This is a genomic window from Streptomyces aureoversilis (assembly GCF_042657885.1).
Taxonomy (GTDB): domain Bacteria; phylum Actinomycetota; class Actinomycetes; order Streptomycetales; family Streptomycetaceae; genus Streptomyces; species Streptomyces aureoversilis.
The window spans coordinates 476,347-495,696 of sequence record NZ_JBHSKJ010000001.1 but is presented as its reverse complement, the minus strand read 5'-3'; the positions used below and the strand labels follow the sequence as shown (position 1 = coordinate 495,696).

At 68.8% G+C, this 19,350-nt stretch carries 16 protein-coding genes and 3 pseudogenes; 8 read left to right on the top strand and 11 right to left on the bottom strand.

Translation table 11 applies throughout. The features are described from left to right. Window positions 1–569: 569 nt before the first annotated feature. The 3 genes from ACFPP6_RS02015 to ACFPP6_RS02010 all read right to left on the bottom strand — a co-directional run bounded on the left by ACFPP6_RS02015 (window position 570) and on the right by ACFPP6_RS02010 (window position 2,371). Window positions 570–1,370, bottom strand: coding sequence for a GNAT family N-acetyltransferase (locus ACFPP6_RS02015; RefSeq protein ID WP_382036334.1), 801 nt, complete (start codon window positions 1,368–1,370; stop codon window positions 570–572). A 67-nt stretch (window positions 1,371–1,437) separates the two neighbouring features. Further along, window positions 1,438–1,512, bottom strand: coding sequence for a 50S ribosomal protein bL37 (locus ACFPP6_RS36630; RefSeq protein WP_387571198.1), 75 nt, complete (start codon window positions 1,510–1,512; stop codon window positions 1,438–1,440). Window positions 1,513–1,558: 46 nt separating this feature from the next. After that, window positions 1,559–2,371: an SDR family NAD(P)-dependent oxidoreductase gene (locus ACFPP6_RS02010; protein ID WP_382036331.1), complete on the bottom strand. Its 813-nt coding sequence runs from the start codon at window positions 2,369–2,371 to the stop codon at window positions 1,559–1,561. A 461-nt stretch (window positions 2,372–2,832) separates the two neighbouring features. Between ACFPP6_RS02010 and ACFPP6_RS02005 the strand changes: the two are divergent. After that, a pseudogene (locus ACFPP6_RS02005) lies at window positions 2,833–3,197 on the top strand (DNA-binding protein); the annotation flags it as partial. A gap of 1,013 nt (window positions 3,198–4,210) precedes the next feature. Here ACFPP6_RS02005 and ACFPP6_RS02000 read toward each other — a convergent pair. Then, entirely contained in the window at window positions 4,211–4,420 is a 210-nt protein-coding gene (locus ACFPP6_RS02000) for a DUF6243 family protein (protein ID WP_382036328.1), read from the bottom strand. A gap of 231 nt (window positions 4,421–4,651) precedes the next feature. Continuing rightward, on the bottom strand, window positions 4,652–4,903 hold the full coding sequence (locus ACFPP6_RS01995; protein WP_382036326.1) for a hypothetical protein: 252 nt from the start codon (window positions 4,901–4,903) through the stop codon (window positions 4,652–4,654). A gap of 222 nt (window positions 4,904–5,125) precedes the next feature. Here ACFPP6_RS01995 and ACFPP6_RS01990 point away from each other — a divergent pair, with 222 nt between their 5' ends. Beyond that, window positions 5,126–5,605, top strand: coding sequence for a transposase (locus tag ACFPP6_RS01990; protein WP_382036324.1), 480 nt, complete (start codon window positions 5,126–5,128; stop codon window positions 5,603–5,605). 267 nt (window positions 5,606–5,872) lie between these two features. Here ACFPP6_RS01990 and ACFPP6_RS01985 read toward each other — a convergent pair whose 3' ends face one another. Next, window positions 5,873–6,388, bottom strand: coding sequence for a GNAT family N-acetyltransferase (locus ACFPP6_RS01985; RefSeq protein ID WP_382036321.1), 516 nt, complete (start codon window positions 6,386–6,388; stop codon window positions 5,873–5,875). A gap of 246 nt (window positions 6,389–6,634) precedes the next feature. On the opposite strand from ACFPP6_RS01985, the pseudogene ACFPP6_RS01980 reads away from it, so the two are divergent. Next, window positions 6,635–7,574 (top strand): annotated as a pseudogene (locus ACFPP6_RS01980) (IS5 family transposase). A gap of 192 nt (window positions 7,575–7,766) precedes the next feature. Here ACFPP6_RS01980 and ACFPP6_RS01975 read toward each other — a convergent pair. Then, complete coding sequence (locus ACFPP6_RS01975) at window positions 7,767–8,513, bottom strand: SAM-dependent methyltransferase (protein WP_382036318.1); 747 nt, start codon at window positions 8,511–8,513, stop codon at window positions 7,767–7,769. A 370-nt stretch (window positions 8,514–8,883) separates the two neighbouring features. Beyond that, a complete protein-coding gene (locus tag ACFPP6_RS36625; protein WP_465269359.1) occupies window positions 8,884–9,078 on the bottom strand; it encodes a Fe-S cluster assembly protein IscX in 195 nt (64 codons plus the stop codon). Between the two features lie 331 nt (window positions 9,079–9,409). On the opposite strand from ACFPP6_RS36625, the gene ACFPP6_RS01960 reads away from it, so the two are divergent. Continuing rightward, window positions 9,410–10,930, top strand: coding sequence for an APC family permease (locus tag ACFPP6_RS01960; RefSeq protein ID WP_382036312.1), 1,521 nt, complete (start codon window positions 9,410–9,412; stop codon window positions 10,928–10,930). Window positions 10,931–11,049: 119 nt separating this feature from the next. Here the strand turns inward: ACFPP6_RS01960 and ACFPP6_RS01955 are convergent, their stop codons facing one another. Further along, entirely contained in the window at window positions 11,050–11,406 is a 357-nt protein-coding gene (locus ACFPP6_RS01955) for a hypothetical protein (RefSeq protein WP_382036310.1), read from the bottom strand. 368 nt (window positions 11,407–11,774) lie between these two features. Between ACFPP6_RS01955 and ACFPP6_RS01950 the strand changes: the two genes are divergently transcribed. Both ACFPP6_RS01950 and ACFPP6_RS01945 read left to right on the top strand, forming a co-directional pair. Next, a complete protein-coding gene (locus ACFPP6_RS01950; protein WP_382036309.1) occupies window positions 11,775–12,074 on the top strand; it encodes a hypothetical protein in 300 nt (99 codons plus the stop codon). Window positions 12,075–13,283: 1,209 nt separating this feature from the next. Then, a pseudogene (locus tag ACFPP6_RS01945) lies at window positions 13,284–13,529 on the top strand (IS5 family transposase); the annotation flags it as partial. A gap of 73 nt (window positions 13,530–13,602) precedes the next feature. Here ACFPP6_RS01945 and ACFPP6_RS01940 read toward each other — a convergent pair. Together ACFPP6_RS01940 and ACFPP6_RS01935 are read right to left on the bottom strand one after the other, a co-directional pair. After that, window positions 13,603–15,123 (bottom strand): DUF4231 domain-containing protein, encoded by a 1,521-nt coding sequence (locus tag ACFPP6_RS01940; RefSeq protein WP_382036306.1) that lies wholly within the window; start codon window positions 15,121–15,123, stop codon window positions 13,603–13,605. Window positions 15,124–15,233: 110 nt separating this feature from the next. Beyond that, the gene (locus tag ACFPP6_RS01935) at window positions 15,234–16,877 is read right to left on the bottom strand and encodes a DUF4231 domain-containing protein (protein ID WP_382036304.1); all 1,644 of its coding nucleotides are present in this window, start codon (window positions 16,875–16,877) and stop codon (window positions 15,234–15,236) included. 532 nt (window positions 16,878–17,409) lie between these two features. On the opposite strand from ACFPP6_RS01935, the gene ACFPP6_RS01930 reads away from it, so the two are divergent. Then, the gene (locus ACFPP6_RS01930; RefSeq protein WP_382036301.1) at window positions 17,410–18,321 is read left to right on the top strand and encodes a TIR domain-containing protein; all 912 of its coding nucleotides are present in this window, start codon (window positions 17,410–17,412) and stop codon (window positions 18,319–18,321) included. A 21-nt stretch (window positions 18,322–18,342) separates the two neighbouring features. Next, complete coding sequence (locus ACFPP6_RS01925) at window positions 18,343–18,720, top strand: CD225/dispanin family protein (RefSeq protein WP_382036299.1); 378 nt, start codon at window positions 18,343–18,345, stop codon at window positions 18,718–18,720. The last annotated feature ends 630 nt before the right edge of the window (window positions 18,721–19,350 follow it).

Here is a 19,350-nt window from a genome sequence, read left to right as displayed (position 1 = left end):
GGCATGGTCGACGACGTCCGGCAGCTCGTCCGGAAGTGGGACCGAGATCGTACGGCCGCCGAGTCCGAGGTCGTCCAGGACGGTGGTGCGCGCTTCGCCGGCGTTCAACGGGCGAAGGTGGAGTTCGCGGGCTCCCGCATGCAGTCCAAGAATGCCCGGAGGCCACACACAGCCAGGGCGGGCACCATCACACGGCTTCGTTCCGCAGCCTCCTGGGTGCCTGTCTCCGAGGCTTCGAGGCTTCGAGGCTTCGAGCGCGACTCTGCCGCGGGTGCGGGCGACGCCCGGCTGGGAGGCCCACGCGGCAAAGATTCTCCGGTCGTCCGCGCTCAGGTCACAGCCGCACGCAGCAAGGGTCAGGTGCTCGTCGACGGGCTTTCGAGGCCGGCCCGCGCAGCCGCTGGCCCTCCTTACCCACGCCGGGGGCGGCCCCGGGGTGGGTCCGCAGTTTTCCGCGCGCTGTCATCGACCGACTCCCGCCGGTTGTCCACGAGTCCCCGGCTGAGCCGTACCCCGCCCAGCGAGCCTCCGCTTGCACGGTGCGCCGGACCGGGAGCGGATGCCCGCGATTACGGCCGGGTCGCCTCCGCGAGCGGCCGTGTGCCTACGACCGGTGCTCCGAGCGCGTAGTGCACGTAGGTGTGGATCAGCCGGAACCCGGACTTCACGGCCAAGTGGCGGCTGGGGTGGTTGTCCCTCGAGCAGCTCCACGACGGGATGCGGCCGCGGGCGGTCACGTCGGCGCACAGCGCCCGGACGCAGGCCGAGGCCAGGCCCCGGCCGCGCGCGGCGGGCAGCGTGGCCACGGCGATGTCCTCATAGCGACTGCCGGCGAAGAACGTGCACGCGAGAGAGAGGAGGCAGCTGTCGCGGAAGACGCCCCAGCCGTGCCCGGACGCGGCGAGGCCGGCGGGGCCGCCCCAGCTCTCGGCGATCCAGGCGAGGTCCGGACCGGCGGCCCGTACGGCGGGCGCGTCGGCGGGCACGAGGGGACGGGCAACGAGGCCGGGGCCCGGTCGAGTGCCGGGCGCCGGATCATCGTGGGCCCAGATCATGCGCTCCCACGGGACGATCCGCTCGAACGCTCTGCCGAGCAGAGGCAGGAAGCGGTCCGGGGCAACGACGTAACAGTGGGCCATCGGTGCGAGATCCGCAGGGTCCGTGGCGCAAGGGTCGCCGGCCAGGACCGCGTGACCAGCGCAGGAGACGGCGGCGGCGCGCGGACACAAGGGGTGGTCGGTCCACCATGTGCCCAGCCCGGTGCGGGCCGCGTGCTCGGGGAGGGCGCCCACTCCCGGGCGGCCGGCGGGGAACCATCGCCGCCACGACCTGACGGCCGGTGCTGAGGGAAGGGCATTGTCGTTGGGCATGACGGCTCCGGAGGACCCGAGGGGCGGGCGGTGCCTCACCGCCCGCCCCGGTCGTGACAGCCTGCGGTCAGCTGCAGGCCTTGCTGCCGTGGTTGGCATTCTTCTTACGGCGGGCTCGCTTCTTACGGGCGCGCTTGGACACGGATGTCGTTCCTTTCTTGGTGGACGGCTGCTGGGTGTCCGGGAGGTCAGGCCGTGCGCGCGACCAGCTGGTCGGCGAGCTTGGACAGCCGTCGTACGGTGCGGTCCTCCATGGCGACGGGAGCGACCGGGGACAGGGCGGTGCAGTCGTAGTACGCGCCGGGGACGACCTCGGTGGCGGGGTCGCACAGTCGTACGACGCGCTCGGCGCCCTGGACGGCGGAGTCACCCTCGTGCGCGTACAGCGACAGCAGGGCGGTGTCACACACGCCCGGGTGCACGCTGACGGACGTCCAAGGCGTCTTCTCGCGGGCGAAAACGGTCAGCGCGAGCTGGGACTGGGCGTAGGCGGCGAGGCGGGAGTAGTGCTTGGTGCGCTGGGGGTCGTTCCAGGAGATGGAAGCCGTGCGGTGCATGGAGGACGAGACGTTGACGACGCGGCTGCCCGGGCGGGCGCTGAGCGGGCCGGCGAGCTCGTGGGTGAGGAGGTAGGCGGCCAGGAAGTTGACCTGGAAGGAGAGTTCGTTGCCGTCGGCGGTCACGGTGCGCCGCTCGGGCGCGGCGACGGCCGCGTTGTTGACGAGCACGTCGAGGGCGGGGTGCTCCTCGGCGACGCGCGCGGCCATGGCTCGGACTTCGTCCAGCCGGGAGAAGTCGGCGACGACCAGACGCAGCCGCAGGATGTCGGCACCGGCCGTGACCAGGCGGGCGACGGCGTCGTCGCCGGATGTCTGGTCGGGGGCGTGCACGATGACCGTGTCCCCCCGGCCGGCAAGCAGCCGGGCGGTCTCCCAGCCGATGCCGGAGGTGGCACCGGTGACCAGAACGGTCCTGGGAGCGGGCGAGACAACAGAAGACATGGGAATCCACTCCGGGAATCAAGAATGCGGCAGCACCCCACCCGGAAGGGAGGGGGTTGCCGTGCGAACAAGAGGACACGTCAGCGACTGCATGTGTGCATCAGAAGAGGCGTGCTGACGGGCCGTGAGGGGTGACGTCATGACGACCGGCGCGTCGTGCACCTTCACGGTGTCGTGGAACGGAAGTGCGCTCAGCGCACGAGAAGCGAACAGCGCGCAGAGCCGGACAGCGCCGTATGAGGCGGCCGGTCGTCGTGGCGCAGATGGCTGTTCACGAGAACCATTCAAGGCAACAAGGCAGCCGGCCGCAAGCAGCACACCGCGTCCCTGACGCCGCCCTGACGGGCCGCCACATGGAGCACGCCAAGAGCCCCGAATAGCACGATTGGGGACTGTACAACTTGCGCTCGCCTCGTGATCAACGTGACGGGCTTCTGAAGCGGCCGGCGATCGGCCGGGCCATGCGCAGTGAGGAGCTGCACGAGACGCTGCTGCCCGAGCGGCTGGCGCTGCCGATCTTCGTCTCCGACCCGCTGTCGTCCGTCGCCTACGCCACGCAGGAGATCCTCCTCGTGCTCGCTCTGGGCGGCATGGCGTATCCCCACTTCACACCGTGGACCGCCACGGCCGTTGTGGCGCTGAAGGCGGTGGTGGTCCTGTCGTACCGCCAGGTGGTGCACGCCTATCCGAGTGGTGGCGGGTCGTACGAGGTCGTGGCGACCAACCTCGGGGCCTCGGCCGGCCTGGTGGTGGCCGCGTCGTTGCTGGTCAACTACGTGATGACGGTGCGGTGTCGGTCGCCTCGGGGGTCGACAACATCATCACAGTCCACGGTTCCAGCACGACGATACCCGCCGCAAGTCGCAACGTGAGCTGCCTGCTGGCGCGCGGCAACAGCGGTAATGGGGTGAAGGCACTGCAGCTTTCCCTGAACGAATGCTACGGAGAGGATCTCACCCGAGACGGGATCTTCGGGGCGGGCACCCAGGCGACACTGCGGCGTGCATACTCCCAGGAGGGGCAGGCGGCCGACGGGTCTACGGCCCGCGCACTCGGGACGCCCTTCACTGGCGAGTGGCCGGCTTCGGCCGCGACCGCATGCAGCCCTCAAGGAAGAACCTGAGACGACCCGCACACCGCACCGTCCGATGGGACAAGGTCGTGAGACAGAAATGCCGTGTCCTTGGAACGAGAAGCTCAGGAAATCCCAGCTCGTCACAACGTAACGGGACATAGAACGACGCGTTGCAGGGCACCCGTAACAGCCTCACGCACATCCGCGCCACCTGGGGCGGAACGGGGAGCGTGGAGGACGCATCCAGGGGCGCTGGGATTCTCGCGGGCGAAGAGCTACGACCTCGTTCGCCGCGGGGAGTTCCCGTGCCGAGTGCTGCGCATCGGCCGAAGCGCACGTGTCGTCACCGCATCCTCGCTCCGCGTACTCGAGAGCGGAGAGGCGGAGTACAGCGGCGCTCACGCCGGATGCCAACCGCCCTCGTCACACGCGCGCAGAAACCCCGCCGGAGCAACCGGGGGTTCGTCGTCTCTCACACAGCCCCTATAGGCGGGGTCATGGCCGCAGGGGTTTGACCAGGTGAAAGACCACCCGGGCCGCGTAGCGCTTGAGGCAGCGGAAGATCGTGACCGCACAGCAGCTTCTGTCTGGCCGGGGGGTGACGCCCGGCACACTCTTCCTGACGGTGTCGCCCGGGCAGGGCACGCGGGTGCGCGGCCGCGAGCTGAGCGGGATCGGCCGTGCCCGGCACGGCAGCGGGGCCCGGACCACGACACGCGGTCCGGGCCCCGCCCCGTGCGGTGCCGCCCTGCGGCGGCGGTGCGTCAGCTCTGTGCGGTGCCGTCGCCCGTCTGCCCGGCACCCCCGGCTGCGCCTGCCTTCTCGCGCATCTTGCGCACCAGCTCCGCCTTCTGGTCGGCGGCACCCTGGCGGTCGAGGTTGCGGTGCGGACCGTTGTTCTGCCGTTCGGCGCGGGACAGCTTCTTGCGCTGGCCGCCGCCCATGCCCACGGGGTTATTGATGTTCTTGCTCACGGGTTCTCCCGGAATGAGGTGAAATGATCTATGGATTCATCGGTGGGGGACGGGCGCGGCGACATCGAAGGACGTCAGCAGGGGCCCATCACGCGCTCACTCGTAAATCGGTGTCTGGAAGAACATGGCCCAGACGTTACCCGGTTCCGTCGGCCCCGCACACCAAGTTTTCGCTGTACCGGCGTCGGCCGGGCCTTCGGCGAGGGCCCGGGGCCAGTCGTTTCCTTCCACTCAGCCAACGGACCATGCCCCCACACACCGCTGAGCCCAGCCAGATGGAGGCGAGCCAGCGGGGTTCTCAGCGCCATTCCTGTCGTCCGGTTCCCACGGCCGGGTCAGGTACTCATCGAGCGCCGACAAGGCGATGTTCGCCAGGAGTGGGGAGAGGATGCCGCCCTGCGGGGTGCCCGTGATGGTGTCCTCGCGGTTGTTGCCCTCGGTGAGGACACCTGCCTTGAGGAACGCCTTGATCAGCCTCAGCACGCGCTTGTCCTTGCCCCGGTCTCACACCCGGCCCATCAGGGCCGCATGGTCGATCGAGTCAAAGGACGTCTCGATCTCCGCGTCCAGGACCCATCGGTAGCCGTGGGTGCCGTAGAAGTGGATCTCGGCGATCGCGTCATGTGCCCGCCGCAGGGGCCGGAAGCCGTAGGGCTTGCCCGCCCGATCATGTGACTGTCCGGCTGATGCCTCGTTGCGTCAAGCATGCGGCGGGGTGACTTGGCGGATGCCGAGTGGGAACGGCTGCGTCCGTTCCTGCCGGTCAGCAACGGACATTGTGGCCGGTGGCGGGAGCATCGGCAGGTGATCGACGGGATCCTGCACCGAGTTCGGATCGGAGTGCAGTGGAGGGATCTTCCAGAGCGGTCAGGCCCTGGCCGGACGCCGGGGAAGTCGACCGACACGGTCAGCCGGACGGTGGCCCCGTCCGGGTCGGGGGAGCAGATGAGCCGTGGGGCGGGCGGCGCGTCGATCAGCGGGACGGCGACGACGCAGCATCCCCGCCGGTCCCGAGGTGCCTCCTGCCCGCTGGCGCCGACCGGCACGAGTTGCAGCGCCCGCAGCGCCTCCAGTCGGCCGGGCAGTCGGCAGCGGATCCGCAGCCGCCCGCCGGCCTCGGTGACCGTCGCGTCGGTGACGCGGGCCATCGGGGTGCGGCCGACGACGGTGTCCACCCGGAACTGATCGGCGCGCAGCCAGCGCGGCTGTTCGGCGGCCGCGCCCGTGCGCGGCGCCTGTTCTTCGCCCGCGTACAGCCGCCAGCCGGTGCCAGCTGGGGCGTCGGCGGGCCGTGCCGTCCAGATGTCCAGTTCGGCGTAGCCGTCCGGGCGCCGGTCGCCGCTGAACCGGATCACCTCGCTTAGGTCCCGTCTCTCCGATCATGCTGGTGACCCGGGAATTCAGCGACCGCGGTGGGGTCCTGGAGGGCATTGCTTCCAGGACCCCACGCAATCAGCGCAGATCGCGGTCCGGGATCGAGATCCTGAACTTGGCTACGTTCTCCCCGGTCGTCCAACGGTGGAAGCCGGCCTTCTCCAGTACTCGGACTGAGGCCGGGTTCGACAGTTCCACGTCGGCGGACACGGTGTGGACACCTGGCAAGGTGAGGGCGAAGTCGGCGAGGACCTGGGTGGCCTCGGGGGCATAACCTCGGCCACGCCGAGAGGCCACGATGCCGTAGCCGATCTCAAGGACCCCCTCGCTGGGCGGCCAGAACAGGCCGATGGAGCCCACCACCAGACCGCTGTCGCGCTCGATGACCAGACGGTGACCGTAGGGGCCGAGCCAGTCGGGGTACTGCTCGAAGAGGCCCGCGACCACGCGATCGCCTTCGGCGGGAAAGTCGTCCGCCCAGTACGGGGACCGGGCGCCTTCGAGGACCGCGGTGGCCTGGCTCCTGGCCCAGGGCCGCAGGACGAGGCGCTTGGTGACCACGTCGACGTGGACGGGTGAAGCAGAGGAAGACATGTGTCTCTCCTGGTCGTTGGAACGACCGGCCGCGCTCGGTTATCGCACGGGCCGGATGAGGGGATGCTGATGACGGCCGACGGCAGCCATATTCATCAACCTCCTCATCCCGAGATCACGCGTCTGTCGCGCTGGCGTGAGAGTAGTAGCCCGCCTCTGCCGGGGCAACTCCTTTCCGGACTGCCGACCGGGGCCTTCGCTCGCTGAAGGTCGTATCCCTTCGCGCGGCGGCTCGTTGCTCTGATCATGCTCAGCAGAGGGGATCTCAGCGACGACGAGTGGGCGATCCTGGAACCGCTCCTGCCCAAGGGCAACAACCGGTGCGGCCGGTGGCCGGGCCACCGCCAGGTGATCAACGGGATCATCCATCGGCTCGGCACCGGCTGCCAGTGGCGAGAGCTGCCCGAACGCTTCGGCCCATGGCAGACCGTCCACAAACGCCACATGTTGTGGTCGGCCGACGGCACCTGGAAGAAGCTGCTCCAACACGCCCAGGCCGTCGCCGACACCACGGGCGACATCGACTGGAATATCAACATCGACTCCACCTCGATCCGCGCCCACCAGCACGCCGCCGGGGCCCCGAAAGACCCGCCGCCGGCAACGTCCGGTGCTTCAAAAGGGGCCGCGCAAAGATCAGTTCACGTGCAGGTGCACATGCGCGCACGCCCGTTCCCGGCGGGGGCGGTGCTCCAGGCGAAGTCCTCGGCCGCTCGCGCGGCGGGCTGACCTGCAAGCTCCACCTGAGTGCGGACGGCAAGTGCCGCCCGCTCTCCCTGGTGATCACTCCGGGGCAGCGGGCGGACTGCACCCAGTTCGAGCGGGTCATGGGCGAGATCCGCGCCCCCGGCGCCGCGGCGTCGGCAGGCCACGGCTGGTACCGGAGAGCGTCGGCGCCGACAAGGCGTACAGCAACGGCATGATCCGCGCCTACCTGCGGCGACGCGGTATCCGGCACGTGATCCCGGAGAAGAGCGATACCAAGACGGCCCGCCTGCGCAGAGGTTCACGTGGCGGCCGACCCGCCCACTTCGACAAGATCCGGTACAAAGCCAGGAACACTGTCGAGCGGGCGATCAACAGAATCAAGCACTTCCGAGCCGTCGCCACCCGCTACGACAAGCGTGGATACGTCTTCCTCGGCACCGTCACCGCCGCCGCACTCCTTATCTGGCTCCGCTCGTGACCGAAGACGGCCTCGGGGATCAATGGAACCGTGGTTGTCGGGCACCCGGTGGTCCCCGACCCGAACAGGCTCGTGGGCGGCGCCCTCCAGCTCGGCACCGGCGAGCCCAACGAACAGTCAGCGGGCTGGGGGCACGGTCTGCAACGTGCGGGTCTGGGCAGCATGCTGCCCAGACCCGCACTGCCCGGAGTGTCAGCGGCTCATCAGCGCAAAGACGCCCCAGCCGAGGTACTCACGGGTGTGCTGCACGTAGCGGGCGGGCCCGGTGGCGAGTTCGGCCCGCACCTCGGCGGCCAACTCGTCATCGGGGTTCTGGTCGAGCCAGCAGCGAAGGTTGAACCACTGCGCCGCCTGGTACCGGTCCCAGCTGTCCTGATCGGCCAGCACCATCTCCACGACGTCGTACCCGAGGTCGCCGAAGTGCCCGATCAACTCCGGCAGCATCCAAAAGTCGGCTCTGCTGCCGGCGTGGCAGCCCTCGATGACATCCTGGGCCGGCGGTGCCTGACGCCAGTACGGCTCGCCGATCAGCATGAGGCCGCCTGGGCGGAGGCTGCGGCCCAGCAGTTCGACGGTGCCGGCCACGCCGCCCCCGATCCAGGTGGCGCCGACACACGAGGCGAGATCGACCGGCTCGTCCGCGACGTAGCCGGAGGCATCTCCGTGAACGAAGTCGACCTGGTCGGCGACTCCGACTTCAGCGGCTCGGGCGCGGGCCTTCTCGGTGAACACGGTGCTGATGTCCACCCCCGTTCCCGTGACGCGGTGGTCACGCGCCCAGGTGCACAGCATCTCGCCCGTTCCGCTGGCGAGGTCGAGCGCCCGCGTGCCAGGTGCAAGATGGAGCGCCTGGCCCAGTGCGGCGAGCTTGTCAGCGGTGATCGGGTTGTGGACGCGATGACTGCTTTCGCGAATGGTCCAAATGCGTGGAAGATCCACAGGAGGGATTCCTTAGTTCGATGAGGTCCTGCCGTTCCTGGAGGGCAGCCGTCCGCAGTCAGCCGCCACCGCTTGAACCGTCATCAAATGCACCCCGCTTGGACGTTTCGATCTTGGACGCGGGTAAACCTAAAGCCCTCGGGAGCGACGTGTCCACCGATTTCAAGCGGCGCTGCCAACACGCGGCCCGGGCAGGCGCTGAACATCATCCCCGCGGCCAGAGCGTGAACCGGCCTGTCATCGGCATGCTCTCTCCGATCGTGATCGGAGAGACAGAACCTAAAGACTGTCCCTACCTCACCTCATCAGACCAAAAGCCCTGACCGTCGGCACCAAAGATCAAACCCGCGTGTTAATCATCTGCACGCCCTTAGCCAACGGCGCTGGCCTCGGCGATCCAGGCGGTCAGAATGACTTCGAGGATCTTCTCCCCACCGCTTGGGGTCGTCGTCGAAGCCGTCCAGCTCCAGGACCCGACGGTGGAGATCAGTGAAGGGCATGTACTGGGGTTCACATCCGGGTACTTGTCGTACAGAGCAATGGCTATGTCGTACGTGTCATCCACTTCATGCTTGCTTTCCCCTCTGAAAGCTCTTCAGCAGCCGGCACAGCATGCCCCACGGCAGGCGTGGCAGGTCAGTCCGGGCTGTGTCTGAGGGGATGATGGTGAGGCGAGCAGACGGGGTACGGGGCCTGGCCCCGATGGGCGGGCCGGGCGGAACGGGCGGGCCCACGGCCAGCCGACGGACAGTCCCCGCCCCGTTCGCGCACCACGCGCGACGGCCGCTCGAACTGCCCGGCCCGCAGCCCGGTGCAGAGTTCGACCGCCGCCGAGACACGGCCGTCGCCCTCAACGCGAACATGGGTAGAACCTAGAACCCGATATGTTTGGTCACTTGGGCAGTGCCTCTTTCCTCACAGCCAACAGGACTCTCGACAAGCCCTGTCGTTGCGGGTCAGGAGCGGTTCTCGCGTTCGCGATCAGGCATCGGACAGCTCACTTCACGAAAGCACGAGGCCAGGGAGGCGGCGTGATCGAGGAGGGGACGGCGATCGTCGGGAAGGCGCCGGGGGAACAGGATCCGACCGGGCTGGAATCCTCGGCGCTCCGGCCGTTGAACGTGCTGGCGATCGCGGTTTCGGCGGTCTCCCCGACGACCTCGGTCTTCCTCGTCTACGGCACCGGGCTCGCCTCGGCCGGCACCGGTGTGGTCTACGCCTTCCTTATCGCCGCGGTGATCGTGCTGGCCATGGCGCTGTGCTACGCCGAGACCGGTTCGCTCTTCCCATCCGCCGGGGGCGCGTACACCATCGTCTACCGGGCGCTGGGACCGCTGTGGGGCGGCCTGGCGACGGTGCTGTTCCTGCTGCTCGGGCTGGTGACCACGGCTTCGGTGTTCACCGCCGCCGCGACGTATCTGTCCGGACTGGTGCCCGGCGGGCTGCCGGTCGGCTGGACCGCGCTGGCCATGCTCGCCGCCGTCACCGCACTGTCGATGGGCCGGATTGCACCGGCGAGCTGGGTCGCTGCCGGCATGCTCCTCCTCGAACTCGTGGTGATCCTCGTCTTCACCGGTTGCGCCCTGGCCCATGTCACCCCCGACAGCCGACCGTTCACTCATCCTGTCGTACCGGGCGCGTCGGGGCTGATCGCGGCGGTGGTTCCCGCGCTGTTCGCGTTCAACGGATACGACTGGCCTCTGTACTTCGCCGAGGAGGCCCGCGGGCCGCGGCACATGCTGCCGCGGGCGGTGATGTGGGCGGCGTGGGTGTCGGTGACGGTGGAACTGCTCGCGGTGGTGGCGGCCACCTTCGCAGTACGGGACGCCGGCCGGACCGCGGCCGACGACTCGCCGCTGTCGCTGATTGCCCACCAGGTGATGGGGCCGACTGGAGCGACCATCCTGTTGGCCGGGGTCGTGGTGGCCATGTTCGATGCCGGACTGTCGGCCAACCTCGGCTACGCCCGGGTCTACTACGCCGCGGCACGCGACGGCATGCTCCCCGGGCCGCTGGGGCGGTTCTTCGGGCACACCTCGCCGCGCTCCCGGGTCCCGGTCCACGGCTTCGCATTCCTCTTTGTGGGCAACGGCGTCCTGTGCGTCTTCAGCTCGCTCAACGACCTGATCACCTTCACCGGAGTCGTGATCGTCATCGTGTGCCTGCTGGTCGCGGTGGCGGCACTGGTGTGCCGGGTCCGTGCGCGCCGGATCGCCCCGGGTGGCCGGCCGCCGTTCCGCATGCCGCTGTGGCCCGTACCGCCGCTGGTCGTGGTCACGGGCGTGGCCGTGGCACTGACCCAGCAGTCGGCCCATGATCTGCTCATCGTGTGTGCCGTTTGCGTGATCGCCGTCGCCGGTTACGGTTACGCCGTTGTACGGCGACCGGGTGATGCGGGGAGCAGCCGGCGTCGGTAGGGCGAGCGCCTTTGTCGCTCACGCGCGACCAGCGGGTTGCGTCGAGGCGGGGTGCGTGCGTGAGCGGACGTCCCGCCCCCAGCCAGCCGAGAGCGGCCCCCTGCCTCCCCCCCAACGGTTCAGGCACACTGGTGCGGCCCGGCCGACGCACCCGCAAGTCGTGCGTAGGCCTCCTTGGCCTGGGGTGTCTGGCCGTGGACCAGGTGGAACGACGCTTCCGCCATCAAGCGCGCCGCAGGGGTGTCCGAGGACATGGAACGGGCACCTGTTGCGGCGATGCAGGCGGCGGCGGTGCGCAAAGCCAGGTCAACGGCGGCCGCGCGGATGGTGAGCCGTTCGTCGATCGCTTCGCCGGGTGGCTTCGTGTCGATCAAGGCGTAGGCACGGGAGCGCAGCGGCAGCGGGTGCGCATGCCGCAGCTGCGGCAGTACGTCGACGGCCTCTCCTGGAGGCACGACCCGCGTCTTGGCTTCCACCACAGCACGCTGATCTCTCCTCCGTGAACGCGAATTCACGACCCGGGCCGGTAGCTCCCCAGCATGGCCCACGCATCTGAACTGCCGAACGACTCGAGGAACGGTCTATCACGGCCCGCATCTCTGTGTCGGTCCTCGGCAGCGCGCGGCGAGCGAGTGCTCGTCAGGTGCGGCGGCGAAGACGTCAGGTGCGGGCGCGCGTTGTTCGGGTCGGCCCACCTTCCGCCCGGAGCCAGACGCTCAGCGCCCCACGGCGGCTGCAAAGCGACGAGGCCCCGGGCGGACCGAGATCCACACCAGTTGCGGGCCGGCCCGCCGCCACCCCGGTCGTGGATAGACGTTCTACCTGGTCAACGGAGGTGCAAGCGGTGTACCAGCAGCAGACGGAGAACGTCTATTGCAGCTATGGCCCCAAGAACTTGGCTGACGCCGGCCGGGATCGGATAGTCGGCGAGACTGGTGTCAGTCGTGACGGTCCGGGTGAACATCCAGCATGGGGGCTAGAGTCGGAGCGTCTCGGCAAGGATCCGACCGGTCAACTCCAGCCGGGGCAACTGGGCCTGTCCGAGGTCAGCGGCGACGAGTTGCGCGAGGCGCACGCGCTTCACCCGATCGCGGACCAGGTGACGGGCGACCGTTACGCGGATATGAGCAGCGTCTCGCGCTGACCGCCGCCCGGACGGACGCATGTTCAGGCCTGCACGCGGCTGGTGCTGTCGGTGATGCAGACCACCTCACGGTTCGCGCGAGTGGTTCCCGAGTGCCTTGACCTCCGCGGCGCCGATTGGGAGCGGGGTTTCGCGCTGCAGACGCGCCTTCAGCAGCACCGCTACGGCTACCTGAAATGGAGGACCGCGTACTTGAGTGAGCGCGGGCCCCGGAAGGTGCTCCTCGCCGCGGATCAGGGGAGGTAAGCCGAGGCGCTGAACGACGCCGGCCAGGGAATCGACGCCATTACGGACCAGCGGGTAGTCGATCGATTCGGGGGCAGGCCGACCGGACCCACTGTCCTGGGGATGCCGCCCGTTCCGTGGCGCTGATCTTGTCCACGCACCCATCTTCGCGCATAGGACCATCCCAGCCGCCGCCGGTGTCCATCTCGTCATCACACCCGTAGACGTGACAGGACGCTATGAGCGGAGGAATCCGCCCGCCATGGCCGGCCGAAGATGTGAGCGGGCGGACGAAACCTGGACCTTCAGGGCGGAGCTTCTACCGGCGGGCGCACCATGTCGCCGTAGTAGCCGCGGTACCCCGGTGTTTCACCGGGTTCAGGGACGTAAGTGAACCCGAGCTTGAGCCACACCTCGTACAGCTCGCGGTCCCACGCGGGCAACATGATCTACTGGTCGGGAACCCGAGCGAACAACTCCTCGACCAAGGCGTGTGCCACTCCCGTTTCTCGAAACTCGGGGGAACGTGGAGCTCGGGCTGTCCGGCCGGGCCAGGGAGCCGGATCTCTGATGTCCCACCCTGGCCTCGTCGCCCACGCCTACGACACCGCCGGCGAAGTCCCTGGGAATTCCGGCACCTCTACGGTGACGCCGTCCGCACCGGCCTGCCACCCCGCCAGCGCCCCGGGAAGTGGCCGACGGTGGATGAGTCAGCAGGCCTAGGTTTTCTTGCAGCTGATCGCTACCCCGAGAGCAGCAATATTGTTACCGCAGACGGGAATTGCCGCGGGCGTGGATACGGCCACGTCTGCCGTGTCGAGGAGGCCGACGTGAATCTCGTCGGCATTCGCTGCTGGGGCACCGGTCAGTGGGAGCACTGCCGCGGCGCGGGTGGCGGCTGCCACTCGGGCGATCTTCACGTGCCCTCTCTGGAATGGGCCGAGGAACTGGGAGTGGGCAGGCCCCACTGCACAACGTGCCTTAGCCCGCCTGGGCATCGACGTCCACCCCGTCCAGCGACCCCCCGGGAACCCACCCGGGGATTCAAGGTCATTCCAAGGCGCTGGACGAACGAGCGGACATTCGACTGGTTCATGCACCACCGCCGCCTCGCCCGCGGCTACGAGACCCACCCCCACCGCTCCGAAGCCGTGATCCACCTCGCGTTGATCGACCTCATGACCCGCCGCCTCACCAGAGAAAACCACCCCGAACTGGTGCGGAACCTGACCCCGGAACCAAACACGAATCAGCGGACCAGACACGGTCGAATTTCAGGAAACTGGGACCTCGGAAACACGCCTCAAGAGATCAGTTCGATGTCGTGGAAGCGCATAACGCCGAACCAGGCGCTCGTCTCGTCCCGCATGACGCGCTCCGTCTCGATCGCGACCTCACGGATCCGCTCCAACGTGCGGGCCCGCTGCAACTTCCCTTCGAGGCCCTCCAGCAGCTGGGCCATGCGCAGGTAGCGCTGGCAGTGCTGCCGGAACTGAGCCTGCGTCCGGATGCCGTGCATGGCGGCGCCGAGGGTCGGCATGCCGATCGACAGCACGATGAGGAGCAGTCCCCACGAGGAGCCGTGGTCCGCGTGCTGACCGGCGCCCAGCATATGCAGGAATGCGGCGATCAGGGTGATGCCGAAGATGGCGTTGGTCGCCAGGTACAGCCTGGTATCCCAGGCACCCTGCCGCCGGGCCGCCTGCTGGTGGTAGCGGATCTGGGCACGGATCCAGTGCTGGCTGAGGTGCTGCTTGAGTGCCGGGACGTCCGCCGGCGTCAGATGAACGGGCGGGCGGCGCGCGATGATTTCCAGCACGGCCCGTCTCACCCATGCTTCGGACGGATCGAAGAGCTGGCTTCCACCGCCGGTGCGCACCCTGCGGCTCCTCGTTCCGCACAGCGCGAAGAAGTACTCGGACCGCAGGCGTTCGGCCAGGAACCGGTAGGAGATCCAGCGATCGAGCACCCGACGCCGGCGGGTCACGATCGGAACCACCAGAAGCAGAGCGAGCAGCACGACCTCCACCACGGTGATCCAGTCGCGCCGGGGCAAGAAGGTGACCTGGGTGGCTACGACGACGGCGGCCGCCGCTGCCATGATGAAGATCGCCGCGCTCGCCACGCGGAATCGACGGTGCAGCCGCGATGCCAGGACGTCCGCCCGGACGAAGTAGGGAACGATCCAGTCGGCGACGGCCTCGTGGGCCTGCTCGACGGCCGCCGATCCGCCGGACGTGGGCTTCAGCCGGTCCCGCTCGACACGTACCGACAGGGGGAAATCGCGTACTCCGCCCGCGTTGTACTGGCGGAACTCGTATGCCGCTTCACGCGTTCCGCGGGCACGGGCCTCCTCCAGCCGGTACTCCACCCGTGGCTCACCCGTCGTACGGATCCACGCCAGTGGCACGCCACGCTCCTGTGCGTAGCGCACGATGGCCGCGGTACCGCCCCGCCCTTGGGCCGGCTGGCCGTCCCAGAGCGCAACCATCACGTCGGACCGGTCCACGATGTCGTGCCCGGCCCTCTCGTATGCTTCCTCCCGCGTCGCGACGACAGGCACACGCCGGATGGCCGCGGATCGGGCGAGGAGCGCGTGGAATTCGGCCCGTGACTCCGCGCTGCCGAAGTCGCCGAGGTAGTCGTCGGGCGGTACGGGCAGCACCGCTTCCAGGGTGGCTCCGGGCCATTCCAGCAGCTTGGTGGCGACCAGACGGTCGGCGCCTTCCGCCAGCGCCGAGAGGACACACACCGTCGGCAGCGGTCCCGCTATGCCGGACAGCCGTGCGCTCAGCTCGCGGACCGCCTCCTGGACCGCGGACATGAGGTCGCCCGGCCGGTCCAGAGCGCGGTGCCCGGTCACGCCGACCCGGAGCGTGAACGGTAGGCGTCCTTCGCCGTCCAGGGCCGAAGCGGCACCCGACGGTTCCCCGCTCATGGCGCGCCTCCCGAACCATCGTGCGGCGCGGGCCGTTTCTTCGGCGCCAGATCCTGTCTGTCCTTCAGTTCCTGGAGGACCTCGCTCATCTGGTGCACCCACCTGGCACGCTCGCGCCCCAGGACCGCCTCCGTCCTCATGACCAAGGCGACGACGGAGCTTGCCTCCTGTTCCTCGGTGGCACGCGCTTCCCAGCTCTGCCTCAGCACCTCAAGATCACCGGCGGTCCGGTTGTACGCCATGATGTTGGCGTCGGCCTGCACATAGCCGAGGGCGGCCAGCGCAGCGGTCGACACACCCGTGGTCAACCCGATCCAGGGATCGACCTGGACGGCCGCCAGCAGCGTGCCCACCGCACCTGCACAGATCGCCAGAGCTTCCAGTGCGGACCGCAGCCGGTGCAGATGCCGGACGCGGGAATGGTAGTAGGCGACCTGGTCTCTCAATCGGATCCCGACGTACTGCGCGGCCGTCAGCGGGCTCAGCCCGTCATCGGCGCAACCACTGCCGGCCATCGGAGGTGGCAGTGGCCCGTGGTACGGAGTGAGGGGAGCAGTGCCGGCGTTGGTCCTGACCAGCCGCCCCTCGATGTCACCGAGCCATTTGAGCATCCGTCGACGGCGCTCTGCGGCCATACGCCCGCTGCCCTCTGCGGGACCGGCGGCGCCTTCAAGGGCCCGGTGCCGGTAGATCTCGGACTTGACGTCCTCTGCCGCGGCGCGGAGCGCGATCCACCGCGGACCGCGGGCGTGGCGGCTGGACCATGCGATGAGGACCGAGACGGCGACCGGTACCGCGACGACCACCCAGTGCAGCTTCCCCCCGCCGATCTCGGCGTCGATCAGCGCGAGAAGCGTGGCGAAGACCCCGAGCCCGAGGACCAGCGCCTGCAAACGCTGGAAGGCGCGGCGCAGCCGAGTGGCGAGCCGATCGTAGGTGGCGAACGTCTGCCAGGCGGCCTTCAACACCGGCTTGTCCTGCAACTCCCAGGTGAGACGGCGCGAGAGCGCACAGGGGTCATGCTCCGAGAGCACCCGGAGGTCACCGTGCCGAAGGATCTCGTCCACCTCCTCCGACTGTGCCTGTGCCGCTGCCTCTGACCCTCCTCTCGTCCCTGCCTTCCGGTCGGCTGTCGGCAGCGGAGAGCCGTCCCTGCGCGACCGGTGCGGCAGACCGGTCCGGCCCGGTCGGTGCGACCGCTGTCGGTGCTCACCAAGTTGCCTTGCCAGTCCGCCGGACCATGCCAGGACGAAGACCGGAATCCCACAGCGCACCGCCGACAGCACCTCCGCCCTGGCGGCCGCGTCTCCCCCCGCCAGCACCGTCACTACCGGCGCTCCCTCGGCCAGGGTGGCAGCCACGGCCGGCTTCCAGGCGGCAGCTGTGTCCCCCTCGGCAACGTCGACCTCGATGACCCGCGTATGCTCCTGCTCCTCGTCGCCCGGCGTTCCCCGTCCGACCGCGCGGTGCCCAGAGACCACGCTGAGCACGGTCGGCGGACTGCCGGTGCCCCGGGCGCCATCGGCAGCCAACGCAGCAGCGGCCACCGACCCGCCCCCGTCGTCGATCAGGATCGCACCACTCAGCTCCCGCGCCGTCGCGACCGCCGCTCCCAGCGCCGCGGCGGCCTGCCGCGGCACCCTCTGACCTGCTGAACCTGCCGGACCTGCCCCGTCCCGCAGCTCTGGTTGATCCCCCGGCCCCGGCCCGGTTTCATCGGCTCCGCCGCTGACCACGAGCACCGGTCGCCGCTCGGCCGGCGGGAACAGTCCCAGACGGGACAGCGCCGCGTCCAGGGCCCCCGCCCGGCCCGCTGCGCCGCGTCCTCCCCTGGCCCCCGGCCGGAATACCGTCCGCTCCGGAAGAGGTACGGTCCGTGTCCATCCTTCGGCCGCTTCGGCCGGCTGTCCCCCAACCCTCTCGTCACCGGAGCCGAAGGTCATTGGGTCACCTCGGAGAGCTCGCCGATCCCGATGCGTACTGCCCCTTCCCAGGATCTCCCGCCGCCCCGCCTCCCGCATCAGCAACATCCGCCGTACCCGCTGTGCCCGGGCGGTTCCAGACCGCTGCTCGGTCTCTCCCGTGCCTGTCCGTTGGGGTGGCGCTAACCTGAAAACAGCAGCGTGGGCCGCGAAACACAGGAGCGTGGGCGCACACGTGTAGGGGATTCCCATGACCTCGACAACGCCAGCAGGAGCGCCGGGCGGGCGTCGTCTCTTCATCTCGTACGCGCGCCCTGACAGTGAATCCGTGCTGAGGCTGGTGGAAGTGTTCAAAGCGCTGCGCCACACCCCCTGGGTGGACCGCGAGCTGGAGTCCGAGGGCGGAAAGCCGTGGTGGGACCGGATCCTCGCGGAAATCGAGGCGTGCGACGCCATCGTCATCGTGCTCTCACCTGAGCTCTTCGATTCGGTCCCTGCTCAGCGGGAGCGCGAGTACGCAGCCGATCTCGGCAAGCCGCCGCTGCCCGTCATGGTCGAACCGGTCACACCCGACATCCTGCCGCCGGATCTGAGCAATCGACAGTTCGTCGACTTCACCCAAGCCGACCCATTGGCCGGAGCCAAGCTTGCGAGCGCCCTGACAGGACTGCCCTGCGCCCCGCCGCTGCCCGACCCCATGCCCAAACGCCCGGATGTGCCCTCCAGCTACCTGGGCGATCTCCGCGACCGCGTACGAGCAACGGGCCTGACGCTGGACGAACAGGTCGGGCTGATCACCGAGTTGCGTATCCGCCTGGACCTGGAGAGAGAGCGCCAGGCCGTCGTCACCCTGCTGCGCGAACTGCAACGGCGCCGCGATCTCTGCCATGCCGCCTGGCAGATACTGGACCCACTACTGAGGGATGTGAGCGGGGAGCCGTCGGAAATACCCTCCCCCGGACCGGAGTCGCAGGAAGAGCCCGCCGCGCCGTCCACGTCCGCAAGTGTCCAGCAAGAGCCGACGACACCGGAATCCGGTCTACCACCGGCCGGCTGGTACCCGGACCCCTCGGGCCGGCATCAACTGCGGTGGTTCTGGAACGGCTGCTGGACCAGCCAAGCCTCCGACAACGGCAAGGTCATCGACGACCCGAACTTCTGAAGATGAAGGGAATTCACCGCCATGAGCACACCAGGACCGTCATCCGGCGACAGCAACAGCTCCCCCGATCCTCCTCCTGGAAGACACTACCCACCACCCGACGCGCCCCCGGTCTATCAGCGGCCTCCCACGCGCGGCAGAGTAGCGCCAAAGGCCACGCAGGGCACCAAACCACCCACCTACTGGTGGCTGTCGATCGTCGTCTTCGTGTTCTTCTGGTTCCTCTTCGGCGCCATTGGGATGTACTACTCGGCGCAGGTTTCCACCCGCTGGGGTTACGGGGACGCACTCGGCGCACAGCGTGCGTCGAAGTCCGCCCTCATCGTCAACTTGGTCGGGCTGGGCTTCGGCATTCTTTTCTGGATTTTCCTGATGTCCCTCGGCTCCGAGTCCGAGTAGTGCGAGGCCGCCCTGGAGCACACCCCGGGCGCCCACACGCTCCTTTTCCCCGTCGACGAGGAGCTGCTCGCCCGGGCCGATCCGAACGCGCTGGACACCGTCACGTCCGTGAGACGACGTAATCACTGACGTGTGGTGACGAGCAGTTTATGCACGCGCTCGGCTGGGGTTTCCCAGCCGAGCGGGTTCGAGCCGCGCTGCTCTCGTTTCGTAGAGTCAAACCGAAAGGCCCGGTCCACCGTACGTAGCGAGTAGCGCCATCGCACCCCACTTGCCCCACTGGCCTTGAAGCCGGTCGACTTCTCCTCGCTCTTTTGAAGGGCCCGCTGTCGATGGTCTCTTTTCCATGCCCGCAGCCACTTGGAGGCCCTTCCCGTCCGGCAAGAGCAAAGGCCACGGCCTACTCGTGATCGCACTCACCGACGACCGCGTCCGACTGCTCTGGCCCTCCGAGGCCCGCCCCGGACGGACGGTTGCCCTTGGCCGGCAATCCCGTAGTCGTCACGTAGGACCACGGCCATGATGTGGGTCATGTTGTACGTATGCGGTCCGGCTGTCTGCGCTGCTCGGACGCGTGTCGCTGTGACATGCGGCTTGCTGCGGGGCAGGGTCCCCTTCGCGCCGTGGAGA

What these genes read in the sequence shown, in the direction of transcription:
- ACFPP6_RS02015 (WP_382036334.1), bottom strand. Translation starts at nt 1,370, where the DNA reads ATGCCCAACGACAATGCCCTTCCCTCAGCACCGGCCGTCAGGTCGTGG.
- ACFPP6_RS02010 (WP_382036331.1), bottom strand. Translation starts at nt 2,371, where the DNA reads ATGTCTTCTGTTGTCTCGCCCGCTCCCAGGACCGTTCTGGTCACCGGT.
- ACFPP6_RS01990 (WP_382036324.1), top strand. Translation starts at nt 5,126, where the DNA reads ATGCGGCGGGGTGACTTGGCGGATGCCGAGTGGGAACGGCTGCGTCCG.
- ACFPP6_RS01985 (WP_382036321.1), bottom strand. Translation starts at nt 6,388, where the DNA reads ATGTCTTCCTCTGCTTCACCCGTCCACGTCGACGTGGTCACCAAGCGC.
- ACFPP6_RS01940 (WP_382036306.1), bottom strand. Translation starts at nt 15,123, where the DNA reads ATGTCCGCGGTCCAGGAGGCGGTCCGCGAGCTGAGCGCACGGCTGTCC.
- ACFPP6_RS01930 (WP_382036301.1), top strand. Translation starts at nt 17,410, where the DNA reads ATGACCTCGACAACGCCAGCAGGAGCGCCGGGCGGGCGTCGTCTCTTC.
- ACFPP6_RS01925 (WP_382036299.1), top strand. Translation starts at nt 18,343, where the DNA reads ATGAGCACACCAGGACCGTCATCCGGCGACAGCAACAGCTCCCCCGAT.